The organism is Haloarcula sp. Atlit-47R, from assembly GCF_003665985.1.
Taxonomy (GTDB): Archaea; Halobacteriota; Halobacteria; order Halobacteriales; family Haloarculaceae; genus Haloarcula; species Haloarcula taiwanensis.
Genome location: NZ_QPLQ01000002.1, coordinates 218,456 through 239,169, shown reverse-complemented (window position 1 = coordinate 239,169; position 20,714 = coordinate 218,456). Strand labels below are relative to the sequence as shown.

At 64.3% G+C, this 20,714-nt stretch carries 27 protein-coding genes; 12 read left to right on the top strand and 15 right to left on the bottom strand.

The genetic code is table 11. The features are described from left to right. Window positions 1–42 precede the first annotated feature (42 nt). Window positions 43–687 carry a phosphoribosyltransferase gene (locus tag DVK00_RS08915; protein WP_121577600.1) on the top strand — a complete coding sequence of 215 codons (645 nt, stop codon included), beginning with the start codon at window positions 43–45 and terminating at the stop codon, window positions 685–687. 16 nt (window positions 688–703) lie between these two features. On the opposite strand, the gene DVK00_RS08910 is transcribed toward DVK00_RS08915, so the two are convergent. Genes DVK00_RS08910 through DVK00_RS08900 form a run of 3 tightly spaced genes read right to left on the bottom strand, consistent with a single transcriptional unit; the run spans window position 704 to window position 3,584 of the window. Further along, window positions 704–1,831 (bottom strand): M20 family metallopeptidase, encoded by a 1,128-nt coding sequence (locus DVK00_RS08910; protein ID WP_121577599.1) that lies wholly within the window; start codon window positions 1,829–1,831, stop codon window positions 704–706. Further along, on the bottom strand, window positions 1,831–3,066 hold the full coding sequence (gene lysA / locus DVK00_RS08905) for a diaminopimelate decarboxylase (RefSeq protein WP_121510974.1): 1,236 nt from the start codon (window positions 3,064–3,066) through the stop codon (window positions 1,831–1,833). Before lysA ends, DVK00_RS08910 begins: the two co-directional genes overlap by 1 nt. A 23-nt stretch (window positions 3,067–3,089) precedes the next feature. Continuing rightward, complete coding sequence (locus DVK00_RS08900; protein ID WP_233560779.1) at window positions 3,090–3,584, bottom strand: hypothetical protein; 495 nt, start codon at window positions 3,582–3,584, stop codon at window positions 3,090–3,092. A 14-nt stretch (window positions 3,585–3,598) separates the two neighbouring features. Here DVK00_RS08900 and DVK00_RS22235 point away from each other — a divergent pair, with 14 nt between their 5' ends. Next, a complete protein-coding gene (locus tag DVK00_RS22235) occupies window positions 3,599–3,724 on the top strand; it encodes a hypothetical protein (protein ID WP_255410215.1) in 126 nt (41 codons plus the stop codon). Window positions 3,725–3,979: 255 nt separating this feature from the next. On the opposite strand, the gene DVK00_RS08895 is transcribed toward DVK00_RS22235, so the two are convergent. After that, window positions 3,980–4,810: a 2,3,4,5-tetrahydropyridine-2,6-dicarboxylate N-succinyltransferase gene (locus DVK00_RS08895; protein WP_121536629.1), complete on the bottom strand. Its 831-nt coding sequence runs from the start codon at window positions 4,808–4,810 to the stop codon at window positions 3,980–3,982. Window positions 4,811–4,987: 177 nt separating this feature from the next. Between DVK00_RS08895 and DVK00_RS08890 the strand changes: the two genes are divergently transcribed. Beyond that, window positions 4,988–8,209 (top strand): glycoside hydrolase family 97 catalytic domain-containing protein, encoded by a 3,222-nt coding sequence (locus tag DVK00_RS08890; RefSeq protein ID WP_101349604.1) that lies wholly within the window; start codon window positions 4,988–4,990, stop codon window positions 8,207–8,209. A gap of 363 nt (window positions 8,210–8,572) precedes the next feature. On the opposite strand, the gene dapB is transcribed toward DVK00_RS08890, so the two are convergent. The 3 genes from dapB to DVK00_RS08875 form a co-directional block, all read right to left on the bottom strand. Beyond that, window positions 8,573–9,322: a 4-hydroxy-tetrahydrodipicolinate reductase gene (dapB, locus tag DVK00_RS08885; protein WP_101349605.1), complete on the bottom strand. Its 750-nt coding sequence runs from the start codon at window positions 9,320–9,322 to the stop codon at window positions 8,573–8,575. Next, window positions 9,319–10,239: a 4-hydroxy-tetrahydrodipicolinate synthase gene (gene dapA / locus DVK00_RS08880; protein WP_101349606.1), complete on the bottom strand. Its 921-nt coding sequence runs from the start codon at window positions 10,237–10,239 to the stop codon at window positions 9,319–9,321. The genes dapB and dapA overlap by 4 nt, the downstream gene beginning before the upstream one ends. Window positions 10,240–10,628: 389 nt before the next feature. Beyond that, window positions 10,629–10,919, bottom strand: a complete 291-nt coding sequence (locus DVK00_RS08875) for a hypothetical protein (protein ID WP_233560778.1) — start codon at window positions 10,917–10,919, stop codon at window positions 10,629–10,631. A gap of 190 nt (window positions 10,920–11,109) precedes the next feature. Here DVK00_RS08875 and DVK00_RS08870 point away from each other — a divergent pair, with 190 nt between their 5' ends. Further along, window positions 11,110–11,607 (top strand): NYN domain-containing protein, encoded by a 498-nt coding sequence (locus DVK00_RS08870; protein ID WP_053968536.1) that lies wholly within the window; start codon window positions 11,110–11,112, stop codon window positions 11,605–11,607. 131 nt (window positions 11,608–11,738) lie between these two features. Here the strand turns inward: DVK00_RS08870 and DVK00_RS08865 are convergent, their stop codons facing one another. Further along, on the bottom strand, window positions 11,739–11,921 hold the full coding sequence (locus DVK00_RS08865; protein WP_053968535.1) for a hypothetical protein: 183 nt from the start codon (window positions 11,919–11,921) through the stop codon (window positions 11,739–11,741). 577 nt (window positions 11,922–12,498) lie between these two features. On the opposite strand from DVK00_RS08865, the gene DVK00_RS08860 reads away from it, so the two are divergent. Further along, window positions 12,499–12,966 carry a PUA domain-containing protein gene (locus DVK00_RS08860; RefSeq protein WP_101349607.1) on the top strand — a complete coding sequence of 156 codons (468 nt, stop codon included), beginning with the start codon at window positions 12,499–12,501 and terminating at the stop codon, window positions 12,964–12,966. A 117-nt stretch (window positions 12,967–13,083) separates the two neighbouring features. Next, window positions 13,084–13,563 (top strand): hypothetical protein, encoded by a 480-nt coding sequence (locus DVK00_RS08855; RefSeq protein WP_121536635.1) that lies wholly within the window; start codon window positions 13,084–13,086, stop codon window positions 13,561–13,563. On the opposite strand, the gene DVK00_RS08850 is transcribed toward DVK00_RS08855, so the two are convergent. Further along, the gene (locus tag DVK00_RS08850) at window positions 13,564–14,514 is read right to left on the bottom strand and encodes an AEC family transporter (protein WP_101349609.1); all 951 of its coding nucleotides are present in this window, start codon (window positions 14,512–14,514) and stop codon (window positions 13,564–13,566) included. It lies immediately after the preceding gene. A gap of 146 nt (window positions 14,515–14,660) precedes the next feature. Between DVK00_RS08850 and DVK00_RS08845 the strand changes: the two genes are divergently transcribed. From DVK00_RS08845 to DVK00_RS08830, 4 genes are all read left to right on the top strand, one after another. Then, a complete protein-coding gene (locus DVK00_RS08845; RefSeq protein WP_101349610.1) occupies window positions 14,661–15,050 on the top strand; it encodes a nascent polypeptide-associated complex protein in 390 nt (129 codons plus the stop codon). 1 nt (window position 15,051) lies between these two features. Further along, on the top strand, window positions 15,052–15,774 hold the full coding sequence (locus DVK00_RS08840; RefSeq protein ID WP_121577598.1) for a methyltransferase domain-containing protein: 723 nt from the start codon (window positions 15,052–15,054) through the stop codon (window positions 15,772–15,774). A 76-nt stretch (window positions 15,775–15,850) separates the two neighbouring features. Continuing rightward, window positions 15,851–16,060, top strand: coding sequence for a hypothetical protein (locus DVK00_RS08835; protein ID WP_004962941.1), 210 nt, complete (start codon window positions 15,851–15,853; stop codon window positions 16,058–16,060). 2 nt (window positions 16,061–16,062) lie between these two features. Further along, window positions 16,063–16,443, top strand: coding sequence for a hypothetical protein (locus DVK00_RS08830; RefSeq protein ID WP_101349612.1), 381 nt, complete (start codon window positions 16,063–16,065; stop codon window positions 16,441–16,443). Here the strand turns inward: DVK00_RS08830 and DVK00_RS08825 are convergent. The 3 genes from DVK00_RS08825 to DVK00_RS08815 form a co-directional block, all read right to left on the bottom strand. After that, window positions 16,424–17,035 (bottom strand): hypothetical protein, encoded by a 612-nt coding sequence (locus DVK00_RS08825; protein ID WP_101349613.1) that lies wholly within the window; start codon window positions 17,033–17,035, stop codon window positions 16,424–16,426. The two genes, DVK00_RS08830 and DVK00_RS08825, sit on opposite strands and share 20 nt — an antisense overlap. A gap of 9 nt (window positions 17,036–17,044) precedes the next feature. After that, window positions 17,045–17,371, bottom strand: a complete 327-nt coding sequence (locus tag DVK00_RS08820; protein ID WP_005535365.1) for a transcription factor S — start codon at window positions 17,369–17,371, stop codon at window positions 17,045–17,047. Between the two features lie 118 nt (window positions 17,372–17,489). Continuing rightward, on the bottom strand, window positions 17,490–18,572 hold the full coding sequence (locus DVK00_RS08815) for a hypothetical protein (RefSeq protein WP_121577597.1): 1,083 nt from the start codon (window positions 18,570–18,572) through the stop codon (window positions 17,490–17,492). 134 nt (window positions 18,573–18,706) lie between these two features. Here DVK00_RS08815 and DVK00_RS08810 point away from each other — a divergent pair, with 134 nt between their 5' ends. Then, the gene (locus DVK00_RS08810) at window positions 18,707–18,994 is read left to right on the top strand and encodes a DUF5789 family protein (protein WP_121577596.1); all 288 of its coding nucleotides are present in this window, start codon (window positions 18,707–18,709) and stop codon (window positions 18,992–18,994) included. A 149-nt stretch (window positions 18,995–19,143) separates the two neighbouring features. Beyond that, window positions 19,144–19,344, top strand: coding sequence for a hypothetical protein (locus DVK00_RS08805; protein ID WP_121536641.1), 201 nt, complete (start codon window positions 19,144–19,146; stop codon window positions 19,342–19,344). A gap of 92 nt (window positions 19,345–19,436) precedes the next feature. Here DVK00_RS08805 and DVK00_RS21680 read toward each other — a convergent pair whose 3' ends face one another. From DVK00_RS21680 to DVK00_RS08800, 3 genes are all read right to left on the bottom strand, one after another. Next, complete coding sequence (locus DVK00_RS21680) at window positions 19,437–19,601, bottom strand: hypothetical protein (protein WP_004962921.1); 165 nt, start codon at window positions 19,599–19,601, stop codon at window positions 19,437–19,439. A gap of 89 nt (window positions 19,602–19,690) precedes the next feature. Then, window positions 19,691–19,855 carry a hypothetical protein gene (locus DVK00_RS21350; protein WP_158598762.1) on the bottom strand — a complete coding sequence of 55 codons (165 nt, stop codon included), beginning with the start codon at window positions 19,853–19,855 and terminating at the stop codon, window positions 19,691–19,693. 75 nt (window positions 19,856–19,930) lie between these two features. Further along, entirely contained in the window at window positions 19,931–20,701 is a 771-nt protein-coding gene (locus DVK00_RS08800; protein ID WP_101349616.1) for a creatininase family protein, read from the bottom strand. Window positions 20,702–20,714: the final 13 nt, after the last annotated feature.

The window sequence follows — 20,714 nt, the reverse complement described above, 5'->3', positions numbered from 1 at the left end:
CTGACCGGAATGATTAGGATGTACGACTCCATATGATGGGGTATGTTCACAGACCGCTCGGATGCGGCGCAACAGCTCGTGGCTGCGCTGCGCCGGCGGGATGCCGTCGCCGATATCGTCGTCACGCTCGCACCGGACGGTGTCCCTGTCGGCACCGTGGTCGCTGACGAAACTGGGCTCCCGATGGACGTCATTGTAATACAGCGCATACGGGCCCCAAACCATCCAGAACTGACTATCGGGGCCGTTGCGCCGGGTGGCTTCTCGTGGATCAACAGCCCGATGATGCGGTTTCTGGACGTGAACTGGGAGTACATTCAGGAGGCGAAGATTCACGCGAGCGACACTGTCGAGTCACGAGCGGTCGACTACGGCGAGACGTGGGGGCCGCTTGACGTGGCCGGCAAACGGGTGTTGTTGGTCGATGACGGGATTCCGACGGGTGCGGCGATGCGCGTCGCAATCCAGCGTCTCCGGAAAGGAGGTGCGAACGAGGTTATCGCCGCTGCCCCTGTCGCGCCGCCGGACGTGCTTGAGGAGGTCCAGCGGTGGACGGACGACGTCATCGTCCCGCTGAAACCGACAGCGTTTCAGGCTACTTCAGACTACTACGAAGAGTTCGATAGCGTGACAGACGAAGACGCGACGACAGCGCTCCCTGACCTCGTCCAGCGACGGTCGGCGTAGGTCCTAATTTGCCGCCTCAGACAAGTCGTTCGACCGTCTCCCGCACGGTTCGTGCGGCAGTTCGCACATCGGAGAGGCGGACGTACTCGCGTTTCGAGTGAGCGACAGCACCCAGTTCGTCGCCCAGGTCGCCGGGGCCGAACACCACGGTCGGGCCGTGTTCGGCGAAGTACGAGGCCTCCGTCGCGGCCCCGAACTGCCGAACTGCGCCGCCGCTGGCGTCCTGTAGTGTGCGGACCAGTTCCGCATCGGTGTCGGTCGCAAACGCCTCGGGGAACGGCGTGTCCGGGCGGATGAGGTCCACGGTGAGGCCCATGGACTCCGGAAGCCACTGTTCGAGGTGGGCCTGCAGGTCGCCACAGAAGGTCTCGCTCGTCTCCGGCGGGACGCTGCGCCGGTCGAATGTGATGGTACATTCGGCCGGGACCTGATTGGTCGCCTCGCCGCCCTCTATCATCGACGCCGTGAGGATGGGGTGGCCGAGCGTCTCGTGTTCACCTGGCCCTTTCTTTTCATCGTATGCCTCCATCGCCTGCAGAACCGGCGCGGCGGCCCGAATCGCGTTCTGCCCGCTGCCGGGGTCGGCGGCGTGGGCGCTCTCACCGTGGATAGTGACGGTCCCCTCGAACTGCCCGCGGGCGGCCGTACACACGTCGAGCCCGGTCGGCTCGCCGACGATGTAGCCGTCGGCGTCGACGGTCTCGGCGAGGTGTGCCCCGCCGGTCTGGGTGGTCTCCTCGTCTGTCGAAACCGCCAGCGTGACCCGGCCGTCGTCGGGCGTGACGGTGAGAAACCCGTCCAACAGGGCCGTGAGTGGCCCTTTCGCGTCACAGGCCCCGCGGCCACAGACGATGTCGCCGTCACCGTCGCCGCCGGTGCCGTCGACGGCTTCGCCCGGCCCCGGCGGCTCCGTCCGCCGCTCGTAGGGCAGATGCGGCGGCACGGTGTCGATGTGCGTGTTGAGGAGGATGTGGGTCCCGTCGGGATCGCCTCGCGAGGCGATGACGTTGCCGAGGTCGTCTATCTCCGGGTACTCGCCGGCGTCTTCCAGCGTGTCGACCAGCAGCGAGCGCATCTCGTCGACGCGCTCGTGGGAGGGCGTTTCGACGGCCCGCCGGTGGAACGAGGGGATGTCGAACGACATTACTGTTCCATGCGGGTCACGTCCGCCAGTGTCTCGCGCTTCCTGACAACTCGCGTCTCGCCGCCCTCGAAGCCGACCTCCGCTGGCCGGGGCTGGGAGTGGAACTGGTTCGCCAGTTCGTAACCGTATGCGCCGGCGTTGCCGATTGCCAGCAGGTCGGTCCGCTCGGGTCGGGCGACGGGCCGGTCAGTGCAGAACACGTCGGCGCTCGTACAGCAGGGGCCGCCCACGGACACCGGTTCGGCCTCGCGGTCCGGCGCGGTGACGTTCCGGATCGGGTGGTAGGAGCCGAACATCGCCGGCCGGATGAGCGTCGCCAGCGAGGCGTCGACGCCGACGACCGTCGCCGCGGGCGTCTCCTTGATCGTGTTGACCTCGGTCAGAATCAGTTCGGCGTCGGCGACGACGTAGCGGCCGGGTTCGAGTTTGACCTGCGCGTCGAGATCGCCGACGGCCTCGCGGACCTTCTCGCCGACCACGTCCATGTCCAGCGGCTCGGTCGTCTCGCGGTACGGGACGCCGAAGCCGCCGCCGAAGTCGACAAAGTCTAGCGCCGCGCCGTCGGCGATGACCTCCCGACCCATGTCTGCGACCTTCCCGATGGCCCGGCAGTGGTCGTCTAGGTCGTCGTGGAGGACGCCGCTGCCGGCGTGGGCATGCAGACCGACGAGATCGAACCGTTCGCGTACGTCCGCGGCGACCTCGGGGACCTCGTCGTAGGGGATGCCGAACTTCGCGTCCTTGCCGGTAGCGACCTTCTCGTGGTGGCCCGTGCCGATGCCGGGGTTGATGCGGATGGCGACCCGTCCGTCGTAGCCCCGCTCTTCGAGGCGGTCGAAGGTGTCCCGCGCACCTCCTGTAATCGTCAGCCCGGGATTCTCGGTGGCCAGCTCGACGGCACGGTCGAGGTCGCGATCCGGCGGGTTGACAGCCGTGTACTGGAGCGTATTCGGGTCCGCGCCGGCGTCGATGGCCCGCTGGAGTTCGCCCCAGGCGGCACACTCGATGTCGGCCCCGGCTTCGAGCAGTTTCGAGAGGACGGCCTGCCCAGTGTGGGCCTTCGCGGCGTACATTACGTGGGCGTCGGGAAACGCCGCAGCGAACCGCTTGTAGTTTGCTGCGACCCGGTCGAGGTCGACGACGTACAGCGGCGTGCCGTACTCGGCGGCGACTACCTCCAGGCGCTCGTGGTCCCAGTCCGCGAGACGGCGGACTGGCGGCGAGTCGTGGGTCATTGAGGAAACAACGGTGTCGGCGGCTAACAAGGGTTCCGTTTCGAGACCCAACGACGCCGGCCAGCGGCGACGAAAGCGGCGACGCGCCGGCTTCGTGCCCGTCGGCCGACGGCACGTCGGCCACTGTCAGGCCCCGCTCGCCACGCGCTCCGGGTCGTCGCGCGCCCTGACCGCGGTGTAGGTCTAGCCGAGCAGCAGGCCGTACACGAGATGGGCGACGCCACGACGAGGAAGTTCCCGAGCAGGCCCGGCAGCGGGACCAGCGGCTCGGTAAACGACTGGATCCCCAGCGCGCTCATCGACACCGGAAGCAGGAGTCCCGTCGAGAGCAGGCCGATGGCGGCGGCGAAGACGACGCCGGCCGCGACGCTCTCACCGACGGATGCAATCTGGCCGTGAAACACCGGCCGGGAGACGACGAACGCGAACAACAGGCCCGCGAAGACGCTGTGCAGCAGGTGGACGACCCACCCGCCGACGACGGTCGGCCAGCCGTACAGCGCCCCGACGAACGGCATGAGGTTCGCCCCGCGTGGAACACGACCCCATGCCGACGCCGGCGACCAGCCCGCTTGCACTGCCAGCGACCCATCTGTACCTCGCCACCGCCGAGACGCGAGAGACGGTGTGTCCCTGGCTCATGCGACAAAGTTTGTAATATGGTACCAAATATACAGGCGATTGTTCACGCCGCGGTAACCGGTGCTTGTTCGCATGGCCACAGCAGCACGCCCGGTGAGGGTACCCACCCTCACCCAGATACGGCACGTCACGGCTCACGATGGTCGCCCGTCGTCTACCGAGAACCGCTCCCGACGGTCGCGCCTCACGGCTTCGCCGTTCATCCCGTTACTCCACGGTTCGCTTCGCTCACCGTTCCGTCGAGGCTCGCTCACTGCGTTCGCGCGCCTCGCTACTCCCGAAGCGCGTCCTCTCGCTCCGTCGCTTCCAGCGTCTCCTCCTCCACGTCAGTCGCCACGACAGCGGGCTTGTACGCGCCCCCGGGGATGAGGTCGTTCTCGCCGACGGAGGAGTCGACGAACCGCTGGAATGCGCGCCGCTCCGGCGGGAGTTCGCCGTACAGCACCTCGCCCTCGACGAGGTCGTACACCGGAATCCGCGGTGTCAGAAGCGTGTTCTCGCCGACAATCGAGCCCTCACCGACGACAAAGCCGCTGGTGACGCGACAGCCAGCACCCAGCGATACTTCGTCCTCGACGATGACCGGCGCGTTCTCGACCGGTTCGAGGACGCCGCCGATGAGCGTGTTTGCGCCGAGCTTGACGTTCTCGCCGATCTGGGCGCAGGAACCGACGGTGTCACAGGAGTCGACGAGCGTGCCGTCGCCGACGTAGGCCCCGATGTTGACGAAGGAGGGCGACATCATGATGCAGTCCTCGCCGAGGTACGCGCCCCGGCGGATGGCGGTCCCGTCCGGCGTGTTGCGGGTCCCGCGCTCGCCGAGGTCCGCGGTCTCGCGCAGCGGCAGTACGTCGTGGTAGTCGACGCCGCCGTACTCGCGGGCCACCGTCTCGCGGAGGCCGAAGTTCAGCAGAATACCCTGCTTGACCCAGGCGTTTGCTTCCCACTCGCCGCCGGACTTCTCCGCGGCGCGGACCTCGCCGGCTTCCAGGGCCGCGAGGAACTCGTCGAGGATGGCGAGGTGGTCGTCGGTCGCGTCGGCCGCTGAGAGGCCGTCCTGTTTCCGTTGCCAGAGGTCGTCGATATCGGCTTTGAGGCTCATGAGAGTCACTATTTCTCGGATGGTATTACTTGTCGGGGTTTCGACTCGGGGCGACCGCTTCTGCACAGTACTGCCGGGGTCGGAAAATGGTTTTAATGTAACATAACCGCCAGGATGCACGACTGTCAGCTGACCTGGAAAAAAGTTTATTAAGATTATTGTAAATTTACAACCCGGATGACTGACGACGATTGGCACGATCGTTCGGTGAATCGGCGTGACTTCCTCAGCGGTCTTTCAGGGCTGGTGGCAGCCGCAGCGTACTCCAAGGAGGTCCCCGATGCGGTGGCAGCGCAGGTAACCGCTGGTGACGCTTCCGATACCCAGCAGGTGACATCTCCAGATAGCACTATTACGGTGACTATCGATGTCTCCTCGGGCGTCCCGCAGTACGAGGTTGCGTTCGGCGGGACGACGTACATCGCTCCGTCCCCGATCGGGTTCGAGTTCGCGGACCAGGCGGCCTTTGGCACAGCCGTCAGCGGGTCTGGACCGGACATCACTGTCACGGGAAGCGAGAGCGGAACCACCACAGAGACGTGGGAGCCGGAATGGGGTGATTTCGCGACAGTCTCCGAGGAGTACAGCTATCTCCGGGTCGGCCTGGAAGAAACGGCGAGCCCCGGCCGGTCGGCGAACATCGAAGTGCGTGTGTTCAACGACGGCCTCGGCTTCCGCGTCGCGTTCGACGACGACTTCGGCGACTTCACCATCAGCAGCGAGACGACGGAGTTCAATTTCAGCGGCGATTACACCGCGTGGTGGATCGAGAACGAGTACGTCAATCCCCGCTTTGAGCAGGAGTACACCGAAAGCTCGCTCAGCGACATTCCGGCCGGGAATAAGACGATCCGTCCCAACGACAACGTCGTTCGAGCCGGTGCACACACCCCGCTGACGATGGCGGCCGGCGACGGGACGTATCTCAGCGTTCACGAGTCGAACCTCGACGACTACGCGTCGATGGCACTCGCCTCCCAGTCCGACAGCGGGAGCAAGGAGATGGCCGTCGACCTGGCCCCGCTCCCGGACGGAAACAAGGTGTCGGCGTCGGCACCGCACGTCACGCCCTGGCGGACTGTCCAGATCGGGACCTCGCCCGGCGATCTCGTCGAATCACAGCTGGTGCCACTGCTCGCTGACCCGCTGGATGAGAGCGTGTTCCCGACGAATTCGGACGGTACAGCCGACACCAGTTGGCTGGAAAGTGGCCGGAAGTACACCGGTATCTGGTGGACCATGATCGCAGGCAGCGCCAACTGGGAGTACAAAAGCGACAGTGAAATCGAGAGCAACGGCAACAACCCCGCCGAATACGTCCACGGAGCGCGGACCGAGCGGATGAAGCGGTACATGAAGTTCGCCGACGAGCACGGCATCGACAGTGTGCTCGCCGAAGGGTGGAATCAGGGGTGGGACACCTACCCCGGGGACGGTACCGGGCTGGAGATGGCCGTCGACGAATCCTATCCGGATTTCGACGTTCAGGAGGTCACCGACTACGGTGCAAGCCGCTCGAACCCCGTCGAGATGACGATGCACAACGAGACGGCCGGAAACATCGTCACTTACGAGGACGAAATCAACACCGACAACATCTTCTCGGGCTACGAGAACGCCGGCATCCGGTCTATCAAGAACGGCTACGTCTCGGACCCCGGACTGGGCTTCGATGGCGACGGCTCGACCCCGTCGCACAACCAGCACTGTCAGACTGCGGTCAACCACCATCGCTTTGTCATCCAGCAGGCCGCCGCGAACCGGCAAATGCTGGAGATTCACGAGGGCATCAAGCCAACCGGGGAACTCCGGACCTACCCGAACGTCGCGGCCCGCGAAGTCGTCAAGGCGCAGGAGTACGACGGGTTCGACTCGCTGGGTGCGAACGTCGGTCGGGACCACCACGTCCTTCTCCCCTTTACCCGGATGCTGGCCGGTCCGACGAGCTACCAGCCCGGCATCTTCGACATCACGTTCAACGACAGCGAAGGCGACCAGATTCAGACCACGCGCGCCAAACAGCTCGCGATGTACCCGAACTATCTGGGCGGCATCCAGATGGCCGCCGACCGGATGGAGGCATATATCGACGAGTCGTTCGGAGTCGGTGAGTTCGTCCAGGCCCAATCAGGGACACTGAACGGCATGATTACTGCCGACCGCTGGCGCAATGCCTTCGGCGCGCACTACGTTCCAGTCGATCCGAACCGCGAGCCAGAGGGCGCGACGGTGCGTTTCACCGTCACAGATGTCCCCAGTGCCGGAACCTACGACCTCCACTTGCGCTATGCCGCCGACCAGGAAGACAATTCGACAGCGGTTCAAAACAACGGGAGTCCCGAAGCAACCCTCGTCGTCAACAGCACAGAGCAGACACTTACGCCGTCGTTCACCGCGTACTGGGACACCTGGGACATCCACACAGTCTCGGTCCAACTCGACGCGGGCACGAACAGGCTCGCTATCAAACTCGGGCCGAACGATGTCGGTGGCTTCAACCTCAACACCGTCGGCGTCACCGAGCAGGGTGCCGGCGCACCGTTCCCGGCTGCCTACACCGACTTCACCGACAGCGTCGCCGCCGCCGAGAACTACGACACCGAACCGGAGTTCGACTTCATCGAGACCGTCCCCGTGAGCTGGGACGAGACGGTCGCTGTCGACGGCCAGGTCGGGGACTACGTTGTCACGGCCAAGCGCAGCGGCAGCGAGTGGTATCTCGGCGCGATGACCGACGGAACTGCCCGCGACGTAACCGTCTCACTCGATTTCCTGTCGAGTCAGACTGACGGCTGGACTGTCACCGAGTACGCCGACGCTGCCGAGGCTGGTGTTGACAACAACCCGACAGCGGTCGTCATCAGCGACTACGACGTGACCGCAGGTGAAAGCGTGACCCTCTCGATGGGCGCAAGCGGCGGGACCGCGATGCGAATCGTCCCGTCCGACGGCAGTGACACGAACGACATCGTCTCCGGTGAAGCGTACGTCCTCCGGAACGAGAACAGCGGGAAAGCGCTGGATGTCGAGTTCGCTTCGACCAGTGACGGCACGAACGTCCACCAGTACGAGTACAGCGGCGGTGAGAATCAGCAGTGGGTCGTCACTGACCTCGGCACCGGCTACTACAAACTGGAAGCCGTCCACAGCGGGAAGGCGCTGGACGTCGAGGCGGCTGCGACCGGCGATGGCGCGAACGTCCACCAGTACGAGTACAGCGGCGGCGAGAATCAGCAGTGGGCCATCACGGAGAACGCCGACGGCACCTACCGACTGCTGGCACGCCACAGCGGAAAGGCGCTGGATGTCGAGGCAGGCGCAACGTCTGACGGCGCGAACGTTCAGCAGTACAGCTACGTCGGTGGTGACAACCAGAAGTGGACGTTCGAACAGCTGTAACCCTCGTATCGCCGCCCGCCGACACGTAATCGTCCTGTTCGCAGTTCTGTTTCGATGCGGTCGACCGCGAGCAGTGCAACCGAACCGGTTCGCGGCCAGGTACCAGGACCTCGGCGCGAGCTAATCCCGCTTCAGTCGGCCCCGTGGCCGGGAATGTAGCCGCACTCCGGGCACATACTGATTCGCAGAGCCGTTACTTCGAACGAGGTTGCACATCGGGGACAGTCAGACGCGGGGAGTCGAACGGATTGGTTCGTAGCCATGCGAAATTGTCGCACAGACCTACATATAAGTATGCTTCTAATATTTATCGCAGTGTACTAGTCCATATAATTAGATATGTACTGTGCAGCGTAGCCCGTATTACGCGTCTACAACGTCGCCGAAGGCGTACCAGCCGGCATCACGGCCGACGAGCCACGCCGCCGCATCGAGTGCGCCGGCGGCGAACACGCCGCGGTCTTCGGCCCGATGCGAGAGCGAGAGGACTTCGTCGTTACCGGCCAACACGAGTTCGTGCTCGCCGCGGACATCGCCGGCACGGCGGGCGAACACGCCGATTTCGTCCGCCTCGCGCGGGGCGTGTCCCTCCCGGCCGTACACCGGCTCAACGTCGCGCTCTTCCTGAATCACGTCGAGGATACTGGTGGCTGTTCCCGACGGGGCGTCGACCTTACGGTTGTGGTGGGTCTCCATGAGTTCGAGGTCGTAGTCCTCGAGCGTGTCGACAGCCTCGCTGACGAGGCGCTGGAGGACCTGAATCCCCTGCGAGAAATTGGTCGCCTTCAGCAGCGGAATCACCTCGCTTGCGTCTTGCAGGCGAGCCAGTCCGTCCTCGTCGAAGCCGGTGGTCCCGACGACCATCGGCACGCCTGTTTCGGCGCAGGCCTCGGCGACGGTCAGCGCGCCCTCGGGGACGGCGAAGTCGACGACAACGTCCACGTCGTACTCCCGGAGCGCTGTGGCGGCGTCGGCCGGGTCGACGACCGGGACGCCCTCGACGGCATCCGTCTCGCTGGTGGCGAAGCCGACCACGACCTCGCTGTCGGTGGCGGCCTCGATGACAGCGCCACCCATCTGGCCGGTGACGCCGTTGACCGCCACCCGCGTCATCGCTCGGCCTCCGCGTACTCGTCTTCGAGATCCTCGGTTTCGAGCGTGGCGAGTACGTCACGCAGGTGGTCGAGGTGTTCGTCCGAGAGGCGAGTCAGCGGCGAGCGGAGATGTGCCGGGCCGTAGCCCCGGATCCGCATGGCCTCCTTGACCGGAATGGGGTTGGTCTCGACGAACATCGCGCGGAACAGCGGACCGAGTTCGTGGTGGATCTGGCGGGCGCGCTCGAAGTCGCCAGACAGCGCTGCGCCGACCATCGCGCAGGTGCGCTCCGGTTCGATGTTGGCCGAGACGGAGATACAGCCGGTGCCGCCGACCGACAGCATCGGCAGCGTCATCCCGTCGTCACCGGACAGCACCGCGAAGTCCTCGTCCCGGGTGCGCTCGATGATCTCTGAAATCTGGTTCATGTCGCCGCTCGCGGCCTTGTACGCCCGGATGTTCGGATGCGACGCGAGCTCGACCGCCGTCTCGGGTTCGATATTCTGGCCCGTCCGCGAGGGGACGTTGTAGACGATCTGTGGCAAGTCGACGGCGTCGGCCAGCGTCGTGTAGTGGTCGATGAACCCCTGCTGTTCGGGCTTGTTGTAGTACGGCGAGATAAGCAACAGAGCATCAGCACCGGCTTCAGCGGAGCGCCGGGATAGCTCCAGCGCTTCCTTGGTGTTGTTCGAGCCCGAGCCGGCGATGACTGGCACGTCGTCGACGGCGTCGATGACCGCCTCGACGACCTCAATGTGTTCGTCGTGTGAGAGCGTCGCCGACTCGCCGGTCGAGCCGACAGGAACGAGGCCGTCGACACCAGCGGATTCGAGCCGCTGAGCGTCCTCTCTGAGTGTTTCGAAGTCAATACTGCCGTCCTGGTGAAACGGCGTGCACATCGCCGGGAACACGCCGCGGAAGTCGATAGCTGTCATTGCTGTGTGTCGAGTGTCGCTGTGGGTTCGGTTCTCCGGTCGGAAACGGTGCGACGGCCGACCGAGACGGCCGGCTGTTGGTTGTCAAACGACCTGACCCGAGACGGAGTCGCCACGTCCGCCACGAGTCACTAAAACGTTGGCTTGCGCTTTGCGCGGACGACGCCCTCACCGGGGAGCCATGAGGCGGTTCCGGACTGAAGGCGTTGTCGCATGGTCGAGTAACTGCGTGTGACCGACTTAGCTTTTGTGTTCTCGCTGCCGCCGTTCACGGTCCAGCTAAAGTGCTATCGGGGCGTTGACGGAGCGACTACGGTTTAGTTATCTCACTGTTGTCTGAAACAACCGGTCAGTGGGCAGGTATCTTACTGAAACCCGATTACTCGCGTTCAACCCCAGATTGATTCTGGAACAGAGACGAGGAGAATCACGAAGAGAACGAGGGTGCCGAGACCGAGGGTTCGCAGCGCGCCCGCTGCACGCCGTCGGTCCGGGGGCAGGAACTCAGCGAATCCAGAGAGTCCGAACGCGATGCCTAAAAAAAGCATATTGTGAGGGCCGTCGAGTACAATCCCGAAATACACCCACCCAAGGATGCAGATGAGTGAGAAGAGTGAGAAGAGGAGACCCTGCTGCCGCCCCTCTGGCTCACGAAATACCATTCGTTGAATTGTCACCATACGTACTGACAGACGGTTGACCCAATAAATCGTTCGGCTGCACTACCGTATATCCGGTCCGTAGATTGATACATTCGGGCCGCGAGTATAACTGCTGAATCTACAACAACTGGGTAGTTGGGGCATAAATGCGCCGCTGTTTCACGTTTGTATCCCGAAAGCATATTCGGGCCGATAGCCAATACCTGATATGACAGTTTCCCAGCCGGGACAGCGCGTGGCCGTACTGGCCGACGCGCAAAACCTCTACCACACTGCCCGGAGTCTTTACTCGCGGAACATCGACTACGAGGCACTACTGGAAGAGGCCGTTGACGGCCGCGAACTGACTCGTGCTATCGCCTACGTCATCCGGGCAGACTCGCCCGAAGAAGAGACGTTTTTCGAAGCGCTCGTCGACATTGGCTTCGAGACGCGCATCAAGGACATCAAGACATTTCAGGACGGGTCGAAGAAGGCGGACTGGGATGTCGGAATGAGCCTCGACGCGGTCTCGCTGGCGAACCACGTCGATACGGTAGTGCTCTGCACCGGTGACGGGGACTTCGCCCGTGTCTGTCGGTATCTCCGCCACGAAGGCTGTCGCGTCGAAGCGATGGGCTTCGAGGAGTCGTCCTCCGAAGACCTCAAAGCGGCCGTTGATGGGTTTATCGACATGAGCGCCGATTCCGACAGGTTCCTGCTATAGCTACGCCAGCATGTGGGCTGCCGCTGTGACCACTGCTGGTTCACCCACGAGCGACATGCCCTCCCGCGGCTTCCCGTGGCTCGACAGACTCACAGCTACGGTGTTTGGGTTGTTATCGAAAAAATCGGCGGTTAGACCGGGCGACCGTCTTCTGACGTTCCAACGAGGAGGGCACCGGCGGCCAGTCCCAGTGCAGCAAGCGCTCCGGCGGCGGCCGGGATGCCGATGTCGATTGCCCCTGTACCAAGGATGAGCACAGTGCTGATCACCAGCAGTGCAGCACCCAGCATCACTTTTCGCGTGTCAGTAGCCATATCACCCGTTTCTAAGAAGTCATCCGGTATAAATTTCCCCAAAACCGACGGAGGAAAGTATGGCACAAGGCAGCAATGCACATTTTTCTGCGATATCGCCGCCGCTCTAGCATGATAATTTCGGCCCACCTTCATGACTGAAGCAGCAAACACATCCCCTTGTAGTGCCCCCAACCAGTTGGGTCACAGAGACGGTATGTTGCCACGCGCTGAGGATAGTCGAGACACCTCGCGGCTGCTCGTCACGAGCCAGGCGCGAGACGGAGACCCACTGCAGTTCCAGGCATCGTAGTCGGTCCTCCGACCACGGATTGGATACAGAGGCACGCGCCCCGTGTACTCGGGCCGGGGCGACTGACGGAGCGAACCAATGGCATTCCGGTTCGGGGCCGTCACCCGTCGGGCTGGACCGTTGATTCGGAACGGATCGGGGGGAGTGGCATTCTCATTGCCACACGATTTTGCCGGCCGTGGTCCGGGCAGCCACGGTCGGGCACACATCTCATTTCGAACTGCGCCGGATAGTGGGGCAGACAGAACCGAAAGGCGGTTTATGACCCGGCATCGAACACGAGCAATGAGTGACGACGAGTTCCGGGGGCTCCGGCGTGCGGCCGACTACCAGTTCGGCGGTGGCGGCGGGACGGCGCTGTTCGCAGGCCCTGACGCCCTCGACGTAACACACACCAGCTCCGGCCGTCCGCGACAGGTCCATGCCACGGACGGCCGCATCGCCACGTACGGTGCCGACGGCCGCTTTCGACTCGGGCTTGCCGGCGGGACCCGGCTCCTCGATGCGTTCGACACGCCGCGACACCGCGTGGTCGTCGGCGACGAGAGCGAGCCGTTCATCCGCGAGGGCCGCAACGCCTTCGCCAAGTTCGTCCAGTCGGCCGACCCGACGCTCCGACCGGGCGACGAGGCCCTCGTCGTCCACGAGGACGGCTCTCTGCTTGCCGTCGGCCGCGCGGAACTGCCCGGCAGCGGCATGGACGACTTCGAGACGGGGATGGCCGTGAAGGTCAGGCAGGGCGCAACGGACTGAGACGGAGTCTGTAGCGCCTCCCGGTACGTGTCGACCTTGGAGTTGGCACGCTCCGGCCCTGCTCGACACCGTCTCGTGTGACAGAAAGCATTTGCTGCTCCCGTCGGGACGAGCGATATGCGCCGCCGTACGCTCCTCGCCGCGCTCGCGCTCTCCCCAGTCGCCGGCTGTGTCGCACCCGGTGACGACACGGCGATGAACGGCTCGACGCCATCGACAGCGACAGCGACGCCAACAGCACAGTCGACAGCACCGACGACTGGAACATCACAGGACACACCGACAGTAACGCCCGCTCCTGACGACCCAATCCTGTTTGTCGTCGACAACGACACGGGCAATGAGCAGACCGTCACGCTCACGATCACACGCGACGAAACGACGCTCCTCGATGAGACGGAGACGCTGGCCGCTGGCGACTCGGTCGAGTACGACCCGATGATCGGTTCGACCGGGACGTACACGATTACCGTCGCGGTTGCTGGCGGTCCCAGCCGGACTCTCGAACGGACTATCGGCCGGTTTGCGGTCAGCAGCGGCTCGAACCACTTCGTTGACATCACCGCTGGCGAGATCAGGATATACTGGGAGGAGTAGTCACAACACGAGCCCGGACTGCAGCAGCCACACCAGCAGCGTGACTGTCACCGCGCTGGCGACGGTCGTCAGGAACACCGTCGCGCTGACGAGCTCACCCGGCGAACGGTCCCCGGTCCCGTGGCTGAACGCACCGACGAGGATGATGGTCGTCACGCCGGTTGGCGTCGCGAGCAGGAGCACGACCACCCGCGCGACTGTCTGGTTCTGGAACCCGACGGCAAGTACTGCGGCGAACGCGAGCACCGGGGCCAACAGGAGTTTCAATGCGCTGGCGATACCGACGGACTGGAAGTCGCTGTTCCCGTCGACGTTCGAGAGCTGTATCCCGAGGATGAGCAACATCACCGGAATCGAGGCGTTGCCGAGCAGTTCCAGCGTCTGCATCACCGTCGACTCCGTCGGCGGGACCGCGCCGAGCCAGCGGAGGCCGAGCGCGACGACGACGGCGTAGACGAGCGGCACACCGAACACGCGACGCATATCCGCCAGCGGACTGCTCGCACTGCCTCGGGCGGCGATGTAGATGCCGACGGTGTAGAGCAACACGCCCTGCAGCGCGGTCACGAGGACGGCGGTGCTCCGTCCTGTCGCACCAAAGGCGAAATCCGCCAGGGGAATGCCGTAGTTCCCAGTGTTGGGGAAGATAGAGACGAGGACGAACGCGCCCAGCAGCGGTTCGGAGTGTCCGGTCAGACGGCCGACGCCTTCCGCGAGGAGGAGCATCGCGGTGGTAAACAGCACGACAGCGAGGACGACGCTCAGAATCGTCCCGCCGGCCAGCGTCGACGTGGCCAGGCTATGGACCACCAGCGCCGGCGCGAGGACGTACACCGTGATGGTGTTGAGCGCGTCGGGGTCGGTGTCCTTCACCCGACCGAGTGCGAAGCCGGCCCCAGCGACGGCGACGACCGGGAGGATCGCCGTGGCGAAGATAGACAGCAGTGACACGGCGGGGATGCACGGGCGAGCCTTAGAACCGTTACGAAGCCGTGTGCGCGTGCCGGTTTTGTCCGGTCCGCCGGCCTGTCCTGTGACGAACACCTGTCCGGGTCCGGGTCGCTACGCTTTTCTGCCCTGCCCCGCCAGTCCTACGTATGTTTGGCGGAGGCGGCGGGATGAACCCGCGCAAGATGAAACAGATGATGGAACAGATGGGCATCGACATGGAGGACATCGATGCGCAGGAAGTAATTATCCGCACACCCGACGAGGAACTCGTCTTCGACGACGCGGAGGTCCAGCTCATGGAAGCCCAGGGCCAGAAAACGTACCAGGTCGTCGGCGAGCCCGAGAGCCGCGAACTCGACGCCGGTGAGGGCTCGGCCGCGGCCGACGACGCTGATGAGTCCGAGAACGATTCCGGCGTCGACGAGGACGACGTCGAACTCGTCGCCATGCGTGCTGGCGTCGACGAGGACACCGCGCGAGAGGCGCTCGAAGCCAACGACGGCGACCTCGCGGACGCGGTCGACCAACTGGAGTAACGTGGCGTACCTCTTCGTCCACGAAGACCGCGAGTACCTGCTGGACCCCGGCGAGCGGTTCGAATCCGACCTCGGTATTTTGGAGGTGCCCGAAGACGTTGAACCGGGCGATGTCGTCGAGACCCATCTGGGGACCAGCTTCACCGTCCGTCGGCTGCGCGGCCCGGACCTGTTCACCCACCTCGAACGCACTGGCGCGCCGATGATGCCCCGCGACGTGGGGCTGGTCGTCGGCAAGACCGGCGTGGCAGCGGCAGATCGCGTCCTCGACGCCGGTACCGGAACAGGCATCCTCAGTGCGTACATGGGCCGTATCGGCGCGGACGTGGTGACCTACGAACAAGACCCCGAGTTCGCGGAGGTCGCGCGCCAGAACATGGCGGTCGCGGGCGTCGCGGACACTGTGGAGGTCCGGACCGGCGACATCACCGATGACCTCGACGAGCTCTCGGGCTTTGACGTGCTGACCCTTGATACCGAGGATGCACCGACCGTGGTCGAGCGAACGCCCACGCTGCTGGAACGGGGCGGGTCACTGGCGGTGTACTCCCCGTTCGTAGAGAACACGCGCGAGGTCGTAGAGACGGCCACCGAGGTCGGCCTCGACGGCGTCGAGACGCTCGACACCATCCAGCGGGAGATGGACTTCGACGACCGCGGCTCCCGCCCCTCGACCGGCGGCGTCGGCCACACCGGCTATCTGACGTTCGCGCGGCGTCCCTGACAGAACCTGTCAGTTCTGCCGAACCCCTGTTGTTGGGGTCGACTTTAAACATGTATGAGTACGTATGGGATACTGCATGAGCGAATCAGAGACGCCGATGGAGACGACAACCTGGCCAGACCTCGCAATCGGTCTCTACGACCGCCTGACCGGACGCAATGCGGAAATAACGTACGACTTCGACGACATGGAAGTCGACGTCCCGAGCAAGGCCGGCGAAGACGCCGAGCACGCTCGCTGGCGGGTCGACGGCACGCTGACTATCACGACACGCGATAACGACTGACAGTGGCCACGACGACGAAGGCGGTCGGCGATCTGTTCGACCTGCTCGAGCGAAAGCCAGACCTCCTCGTCGACGCCGATCTGACCGTCGAGCGGGACGGGGTCGCGTTCACCGTCCGGGGATACGACGACTTCGTCGCCGTCGACCTGCCGTCACTCGGGGCGGCGGTCGCCATCTGGCGGGACCGGCTGGTCGGAGGACCGGACGCCGCCGCGGCGCTGGCTGCTGCCGGACTGACGGCCGAAATCCGGGTCCGAGGCGCACCCGTCGCCCGCCTCGGTGTGGACGCCGTGCCGAGTTCGCTCGCGAAGCGACTTGGCCTCGGGCCGGTCCAGCTGTTCCTCGACGGCGCGCTCCTGGCGATTACGCCACGGCGCGGATGAGGGCAAGCAGTTCGGTCCGGTAGTCCGACGGCGACCGCCGGAGCCGCTCCGGCGGGTTTTCGACGTTCAAAAGTGTCGCCAGCGACCGGTCAGGGTATGCGCCGGCGGCGATGCGGAACCCATCGCCGTGCCAGACGCCGACCCAGCCGGTAATCGACAGCGTCGCATCGACCGGTTCGAGGTCGAGTTCGGCGCTGTAGGTCCGGAGCCGCGCCCGGTCGCCGCTGTCGACGCGGACCCGTTCCCGCCGCCCGCGCTCGATGGATTCGAACCCTCTGTCGGCCAGTTCCTCGGCGAAGGCCGACTGTGCTTCAGAGCGGACCGTCGGGAGAATCATCGCCGGCCCGACGCCGGGCGCAAGCGGCGGTGTAAACGACAGTGCGGTGGCGAAAAAGAACCGCCACTGGTGGTCGAGTCCGATTGCTTCCCGGACCGCCGCGCGTGTCTCGGCGGCGTCGTACACTTTCGTCGCTCCCTGGACGCGCGCCGTCGGTAGCTGAAAGACCGTTTCGACGCTCTCGTCGACGAGCTCCCAGCCGCCGTCGCGTAACTGGTCGGCGGGCACATCCGGGAACGCGGGGTCAGTGGGCACGGTCCGGCCTCAGTGGTCGTCCTCTCGCCACTTGTGTTCGCACTCGGTGCAGGTGAAAAAGCGTGTTTCGGACTCGTCGGCCGCGCGTATCTGCTTCATCTCGTAGAACGCTCGCTCGTTGCCACACTCTGGACAGCGTGCGCCCGTCGTCGGCCCCATGTCTTCGGCATCGACTTCGGAGGTGTCGACGACTTCCGACTCCTCCTGGCCCTGCGTGGTGACGGCCATTTCCTGTTCGGTCTCGGCGTTTCGAGCCTTCTCGTAGCCGCAACTGCCACAGACCCAGCGCTCGTCGTCCGTTTTCATCATCGAACCGCATTCGTCGCAAAACTCCATTGTAGTACCACCATTTGCTTGCCGGCCGTGTTAAACACCCGGTTTTGACCGAACCGCTCTGTCTCTCCGTGTCGCCGTACGCTGTGAGACGAACAGCAAAATCGGACTGGCGACCGTCTCAGTCGTTGCGAACCCACGCCGAGCAGGCTTCCATGTCGTCCATGACCTCACCGTGGAACGAACAGTACGGCTCGATGTCGCCGTCCTGCATCACGTACTCGAAGTGTCGGCAGTTCCCGCAGTAGGTGTCTGGCTCGCCCTGATGGACCGCCGTCTCGGTAATTGCGTCGTGCCCCGTCGTCGCCGTGCCGCCATCGGTCGACGGCGAGGCTTCCGGGCCGGCCTCAGCTATCCTCGGGTCGAGCGCGTTCTCAGAGGGCCCACTCTGGTCCCTTCGACGCGACGCGGTGTTTTGCTGCCCGGTGTTCGAGCGCGCGTTTGCCTGGCGGCCCGACTCCGTCGCTGCGCCGCTGTTCGACCGTCGCTGGGACCGCGTGTTGCGGTCAGACTGCGTGTCGGTCGACGGTTGGCGGTGGCGGCCGTTGACCGTGCGCGCATCATCCGAGGGCTGTCCGGTCCCGCCGTCGCTGACAGCACCGCTCGCTCCCGGTCTATTCGTCTGCGTCTCGACTGTGCCCTCCGGGTCCTGTCCGAAAAACCCGATGCCGCCCAGCCCCGGGAGCGTTCGGGCTTCCTCAACGAGGCGAATCGTCCCTTCCTCGGTCACTTCCATGCGTGCCGTCCCACCGGGGTCGTTTCGCGTCTTGAACGTCGCGAGCGACGCGAACAGACACCAGAACGTCGTCACGATGCCGGCGAAGTAGACGACGCCGGTAAGTAGTGCCAGCAGCGGGTCGCTGCTGGTCCAGCTGTAGGGATACAGCGACTGGAACAGCCAGACGCCGACCGCAGCGACGCCTGTCCCGCCAAGGGCAGTCAGCCGGATTCGTCGACTGGCCGGCAACACTGCGAACACGCCGAGGATAACCGACGGCAGCCCGAGGCCGGCGATGATGCCGGCGATTTGTCTAGCTGCGTAGGCGTCCAGCCCGTATCTGTTGCCGACGGTGGTCGTTGCGAGTGCGATTGCCCCGACGAGTCCGGCAACACCAACGAGAAACAGGGCTGTCCCGACGAGTTGCTGGCGGCGCGATGCGACGCGCCCAACCTCCCCTTCGTACACGTCGGTGAGACTAGTCATGCAGTATACTACTGCTACATCCGATAAAACTACCCGTCAGACACACGCATGACGCGGGCACGCGCGAACGCGGCTCTGAGGGACACGCGAGCCGTTCCGAAAGCACTAATCGGACCCACGGGCACTGTTCGGGTATGAGCGACGACGAAAGCGAGGACGCGGAGGAGCCGGCTGTCGAACTCGGCGACGGACCTGACGTTGCCGGTGCGCCGCTGGCCCGCGTCTCGGCCCGGCTCACCTGGGGCATCGAACATAGCACTATCGTCGACCGCGAGGGGGACACGACGATCCGGACGCCGGACGGCCCGCAAAAACTTGAAACGGTACTCGAGGACGTCGACGTGCCGTACTTCGCTGAGCGTCAGGAGTTCGAGAGCGCAGTCCGGGACGTCATCGGGACGGGCCCCATCCCGACCGAGTAAGCCGGGTAGCGGACTTCTGTGGCACCAGCACGACCCATCCTAGTTACAGCTGCTGTGATCTGTATGGCGTGTGTTATTACTTCTCACACTCGCGGTCCGATATCGCGTCGAACCACAGGCTTTGATACCGTCTGTTGCGGAGACAGCGTGTGTTCCACAGAAGTGGCCTCTCCTGGAAAGAGCGGACCGCATTCGCGATCTGGGGACTCGGGGTTATCATCGTTCTCCGAACCCTGTATGATGTCTTCGGCGTGGAGGGGCGCGAATTAGCTATCGTGGCTGTTGTTCTGTTCTTTGGCTCGTTCTACGGCGTGTTCATGCCAGTCTGGCGACGGCTCTCTGCGGAGTGAAGCACAAGAAGAGCGTCTGTGCGGTCACAGCGGGTCAGCGGTCCGACGCAGTACGGTTCGCTACCGTAGCGCCACAACACAACAGCGTACAGTTACCGCATATTTTCGAGCGCACACACTGTGTCGGAGATAATCCACTCCGTCTCACAGTCGGCGTGCTCGATACTGAGCGCGTTGAAGGTCTCTCGTCCGTCATCGACCGTTATTTCGAACGCTCGGCTACGAAGCGACTCCGGGTGGGGACTCGGTGGGGACACACATCCCCCTCATAGGGTGGGACCGATAAACGAGTCGATTCGCGGCGAGAGGGCCGTAACACGCCGATTGGCCGCTGTCTGGCGATTGGTCAGGATTCGGTTCGGTCGCTCACTTCGGCTCTGCCGCGGCGCTTCCCAAACAGGTACGCGGCGACAATGAGCGCCAGGGGGACAACGAGAAACAGCCCCATCATGATGAGGAGGATGACCAGTTCGATAGCCCCGGGCATACCGGGAAACAGGAGGAGGGCCACATCCGCCGTACATCCGCCTGTCGCAAAAAGCCACCTGCCAGGCGAGCCCGGGGACTCGCTCCTGCGGTGTCCGATTCAGACGTGTGGCTTCGGCAGGAGGTCGTCGAACGCTTGCGCGTCCAGCCACTCACAGAGCCTGACGAGCTGTTCGGTCGCGGCCTCGAACATCTCCGCGCCCTTTTCGGCCGTGGCATCGGTCTGGTCGCCCAGAACACCGTTATCGGTGTTATCAGCGGCGTCGTAGAAGGTTCGCGAGCCGTACTTCTTTGTCTCGGCTGCCGCAACGCTCGGAATCCCACCGTCCCGTGCGTCTTCGAGGCGGTCGTCGTGAACTAGGTCGGAGCGCAGGTGTTGAATCATGGCCGTTTCTTTCGGGCCGCCGTGTGGTCCGTTCTGTTCGAACAGGTCGTCCACGAGGTCTGGGATGCTCTCGTCCCACATCCACTCGATGGCGTACAGCACTTCGTCGTCCCGGAGCCGACGGCCGACCTCACGGAGGTGCTCGACGTTCCCACCGTGAGCGTTCACGTAAATGACCCGGTCGATGCCGTGGTAGGCCAGATTCCGTGTGAATGACTCGACGTAGTCGCGAAACACCGGCGCGTCGACCCACATCGTCCCGTTGAACTGTCTGTGATGGGGGCTCACGCCGACGTTGATGGTCGGGGTGCAGAGGTAGCCAGTCCTGTCGGCGGCTTCTCTGGCGAAGGCTTCCCCGATGAGGTGGTCCGTCGCCAGCGGGAGATGCGGCCCGTGTTGTTCAGTCGACCCCAGCGGCACGAGCGCGAGCGACTCCGTCTCGAAATAGTCACCGAGGTCCGGCCAAGTCTCGTCGGCAAGGTACATACCACTGCTGGTG

Excerpts from the sequence above, each read along its gene's own strand:
- DVK00_RS08915 (WP_121577600.1), top strand. The coding sequence starts at position 43 with ATGTTCACAGACCGCTCGGATGCGGCGCAACAGCTCGTGGCTGCGCTG.
- DVK00_RS08910 (WP_121577599.1), bottom strand. The coding sequence starts at position 1,831 with ATGTCGTTCGACATCCCCTCGTTCCACCGGCGGGCCGTCGAAACGCCC.
- lysA (WP_121510974.1), bottom strand. The coding sequence starts at position 3,066 with ATGACCCACGACTCGCCGCCAGTCCGCCGTCTCGCGGACTGGGACCAC.
- DVK00_RS08900 (WP_233560779.1), bottom strand. The coding sequence starts at position 3,584 with ATGCCGTTCGTCGGGGCGCTGTACGGCTGGCCGACCGTCGTCGGCGGG.
- DVK00_RS08895 (WP_121536629.1), bottom strand. The coding sequence starts at position 4,810 with ATGAGCCTCAAAGCCGATATCGACGACCTCTGGCAACGGAAACAGGAC.
- DVK00_RS08890 (WP_101349604.1), top strand. The coding sequence starts at position 4,988 with ATGACTGACGACGATTGGCACGATCGTTCGGTGAATCGGCGTGACTTC.
- dapB (WP_101349605.1), bottom strand. The coding sequence starts at position 9,322 with ATGACGCGGGTGGCGGTCAACGGCGTCACCGGCCAGATGGGTGGCGCT.
- dapA (WP_101349606.1), bottom strand. The coding sequence starts at position 10,239 with ATGACAGCTATCGACTTCCGCGGCGTGTTCCCGGCGATGTGCACGCCG.
- DVK00_RS08875 (WP_233560778.1), bottom strand. The coding sequence starts at position 10,919 with ATGGTGACAATTCAACGAATGGTATTTCGTGAGCCAGAGGGGCGGCAG.
- DVK00_RS08870 (WP_053968536.1), top strand. The coding sequence starts at position 11,110 with ATGACAGTTTCCCAGCCGGGACAGCGCGTGGCCGTACTGGCCGACGCG.
- DVK00_RS08865 (WP_053968535.1), bottom strand. The coding sequence starts at position 11,921 with ATGGCTACTGACACGCGAAAAGTGATGCTGGGTGCTGCACTGCTGGTG.
- DVK00_RS08860 (WP_101349607.1), top strand. The coding sequence starts at position 12,499 with ATGAGTGACGACGAGTTCCGGGGGCTCCGGCGTGCGGCCGACTACCAG.
- DVK00_RS08855 (WP_121536635.1), top strand. The coding sequence starts at position 13,084 with ATGCGCCGCCGTACGCTCCTCGCCGCGCTCGCGCTCTCCCCAGTCGCC.
- DVK00_RS08845 (WP_101349610.1), top strand. The coding sequence starts at position 14,661 with ATGTTTGGCGGAGGCGGCGGGATGAACCCGCGCAAGATGAAACAGATG.
- DVK00_RS08835 (WP_004962941.1), top strand. The coding sequence starts at position 15,851 with ATGAGCGAATCAGAGACGCCGATGGAGACGACAACCTGGCCAGACCTC.
- DVK00_RS08820 (WP_005535365.1), bottom strand. The coding sequence starts at position 17,371 with ATGGAGTTTTGCGACGAATGCGGTTCGATGATGAAAACGGACGACGAG.
- DVK00_RS08815 (WP_121577597.1), bottom strand. The coding sequence starts at position 18,572 with ATGACTAGTCTCACCGACGTGTACGAAGGGGAGGTTGGGCGCGTCGCA.
- DVK00_RS08810 (WP_121577596.1), top strand. The coding sequence starts at position 18,707 with ATGAGCGACGACGAAAGCGAGGACGCGGAGGAGCCGGCTGTCGAACTC.
- DVK00_RS08800 (WP_101349616.1), bottom strand. The coding sequence starts at position 20,701 with ATGTACCTTGCCGACGAGACTTGGCCGGACCTCGGTGACTATTTCGAG.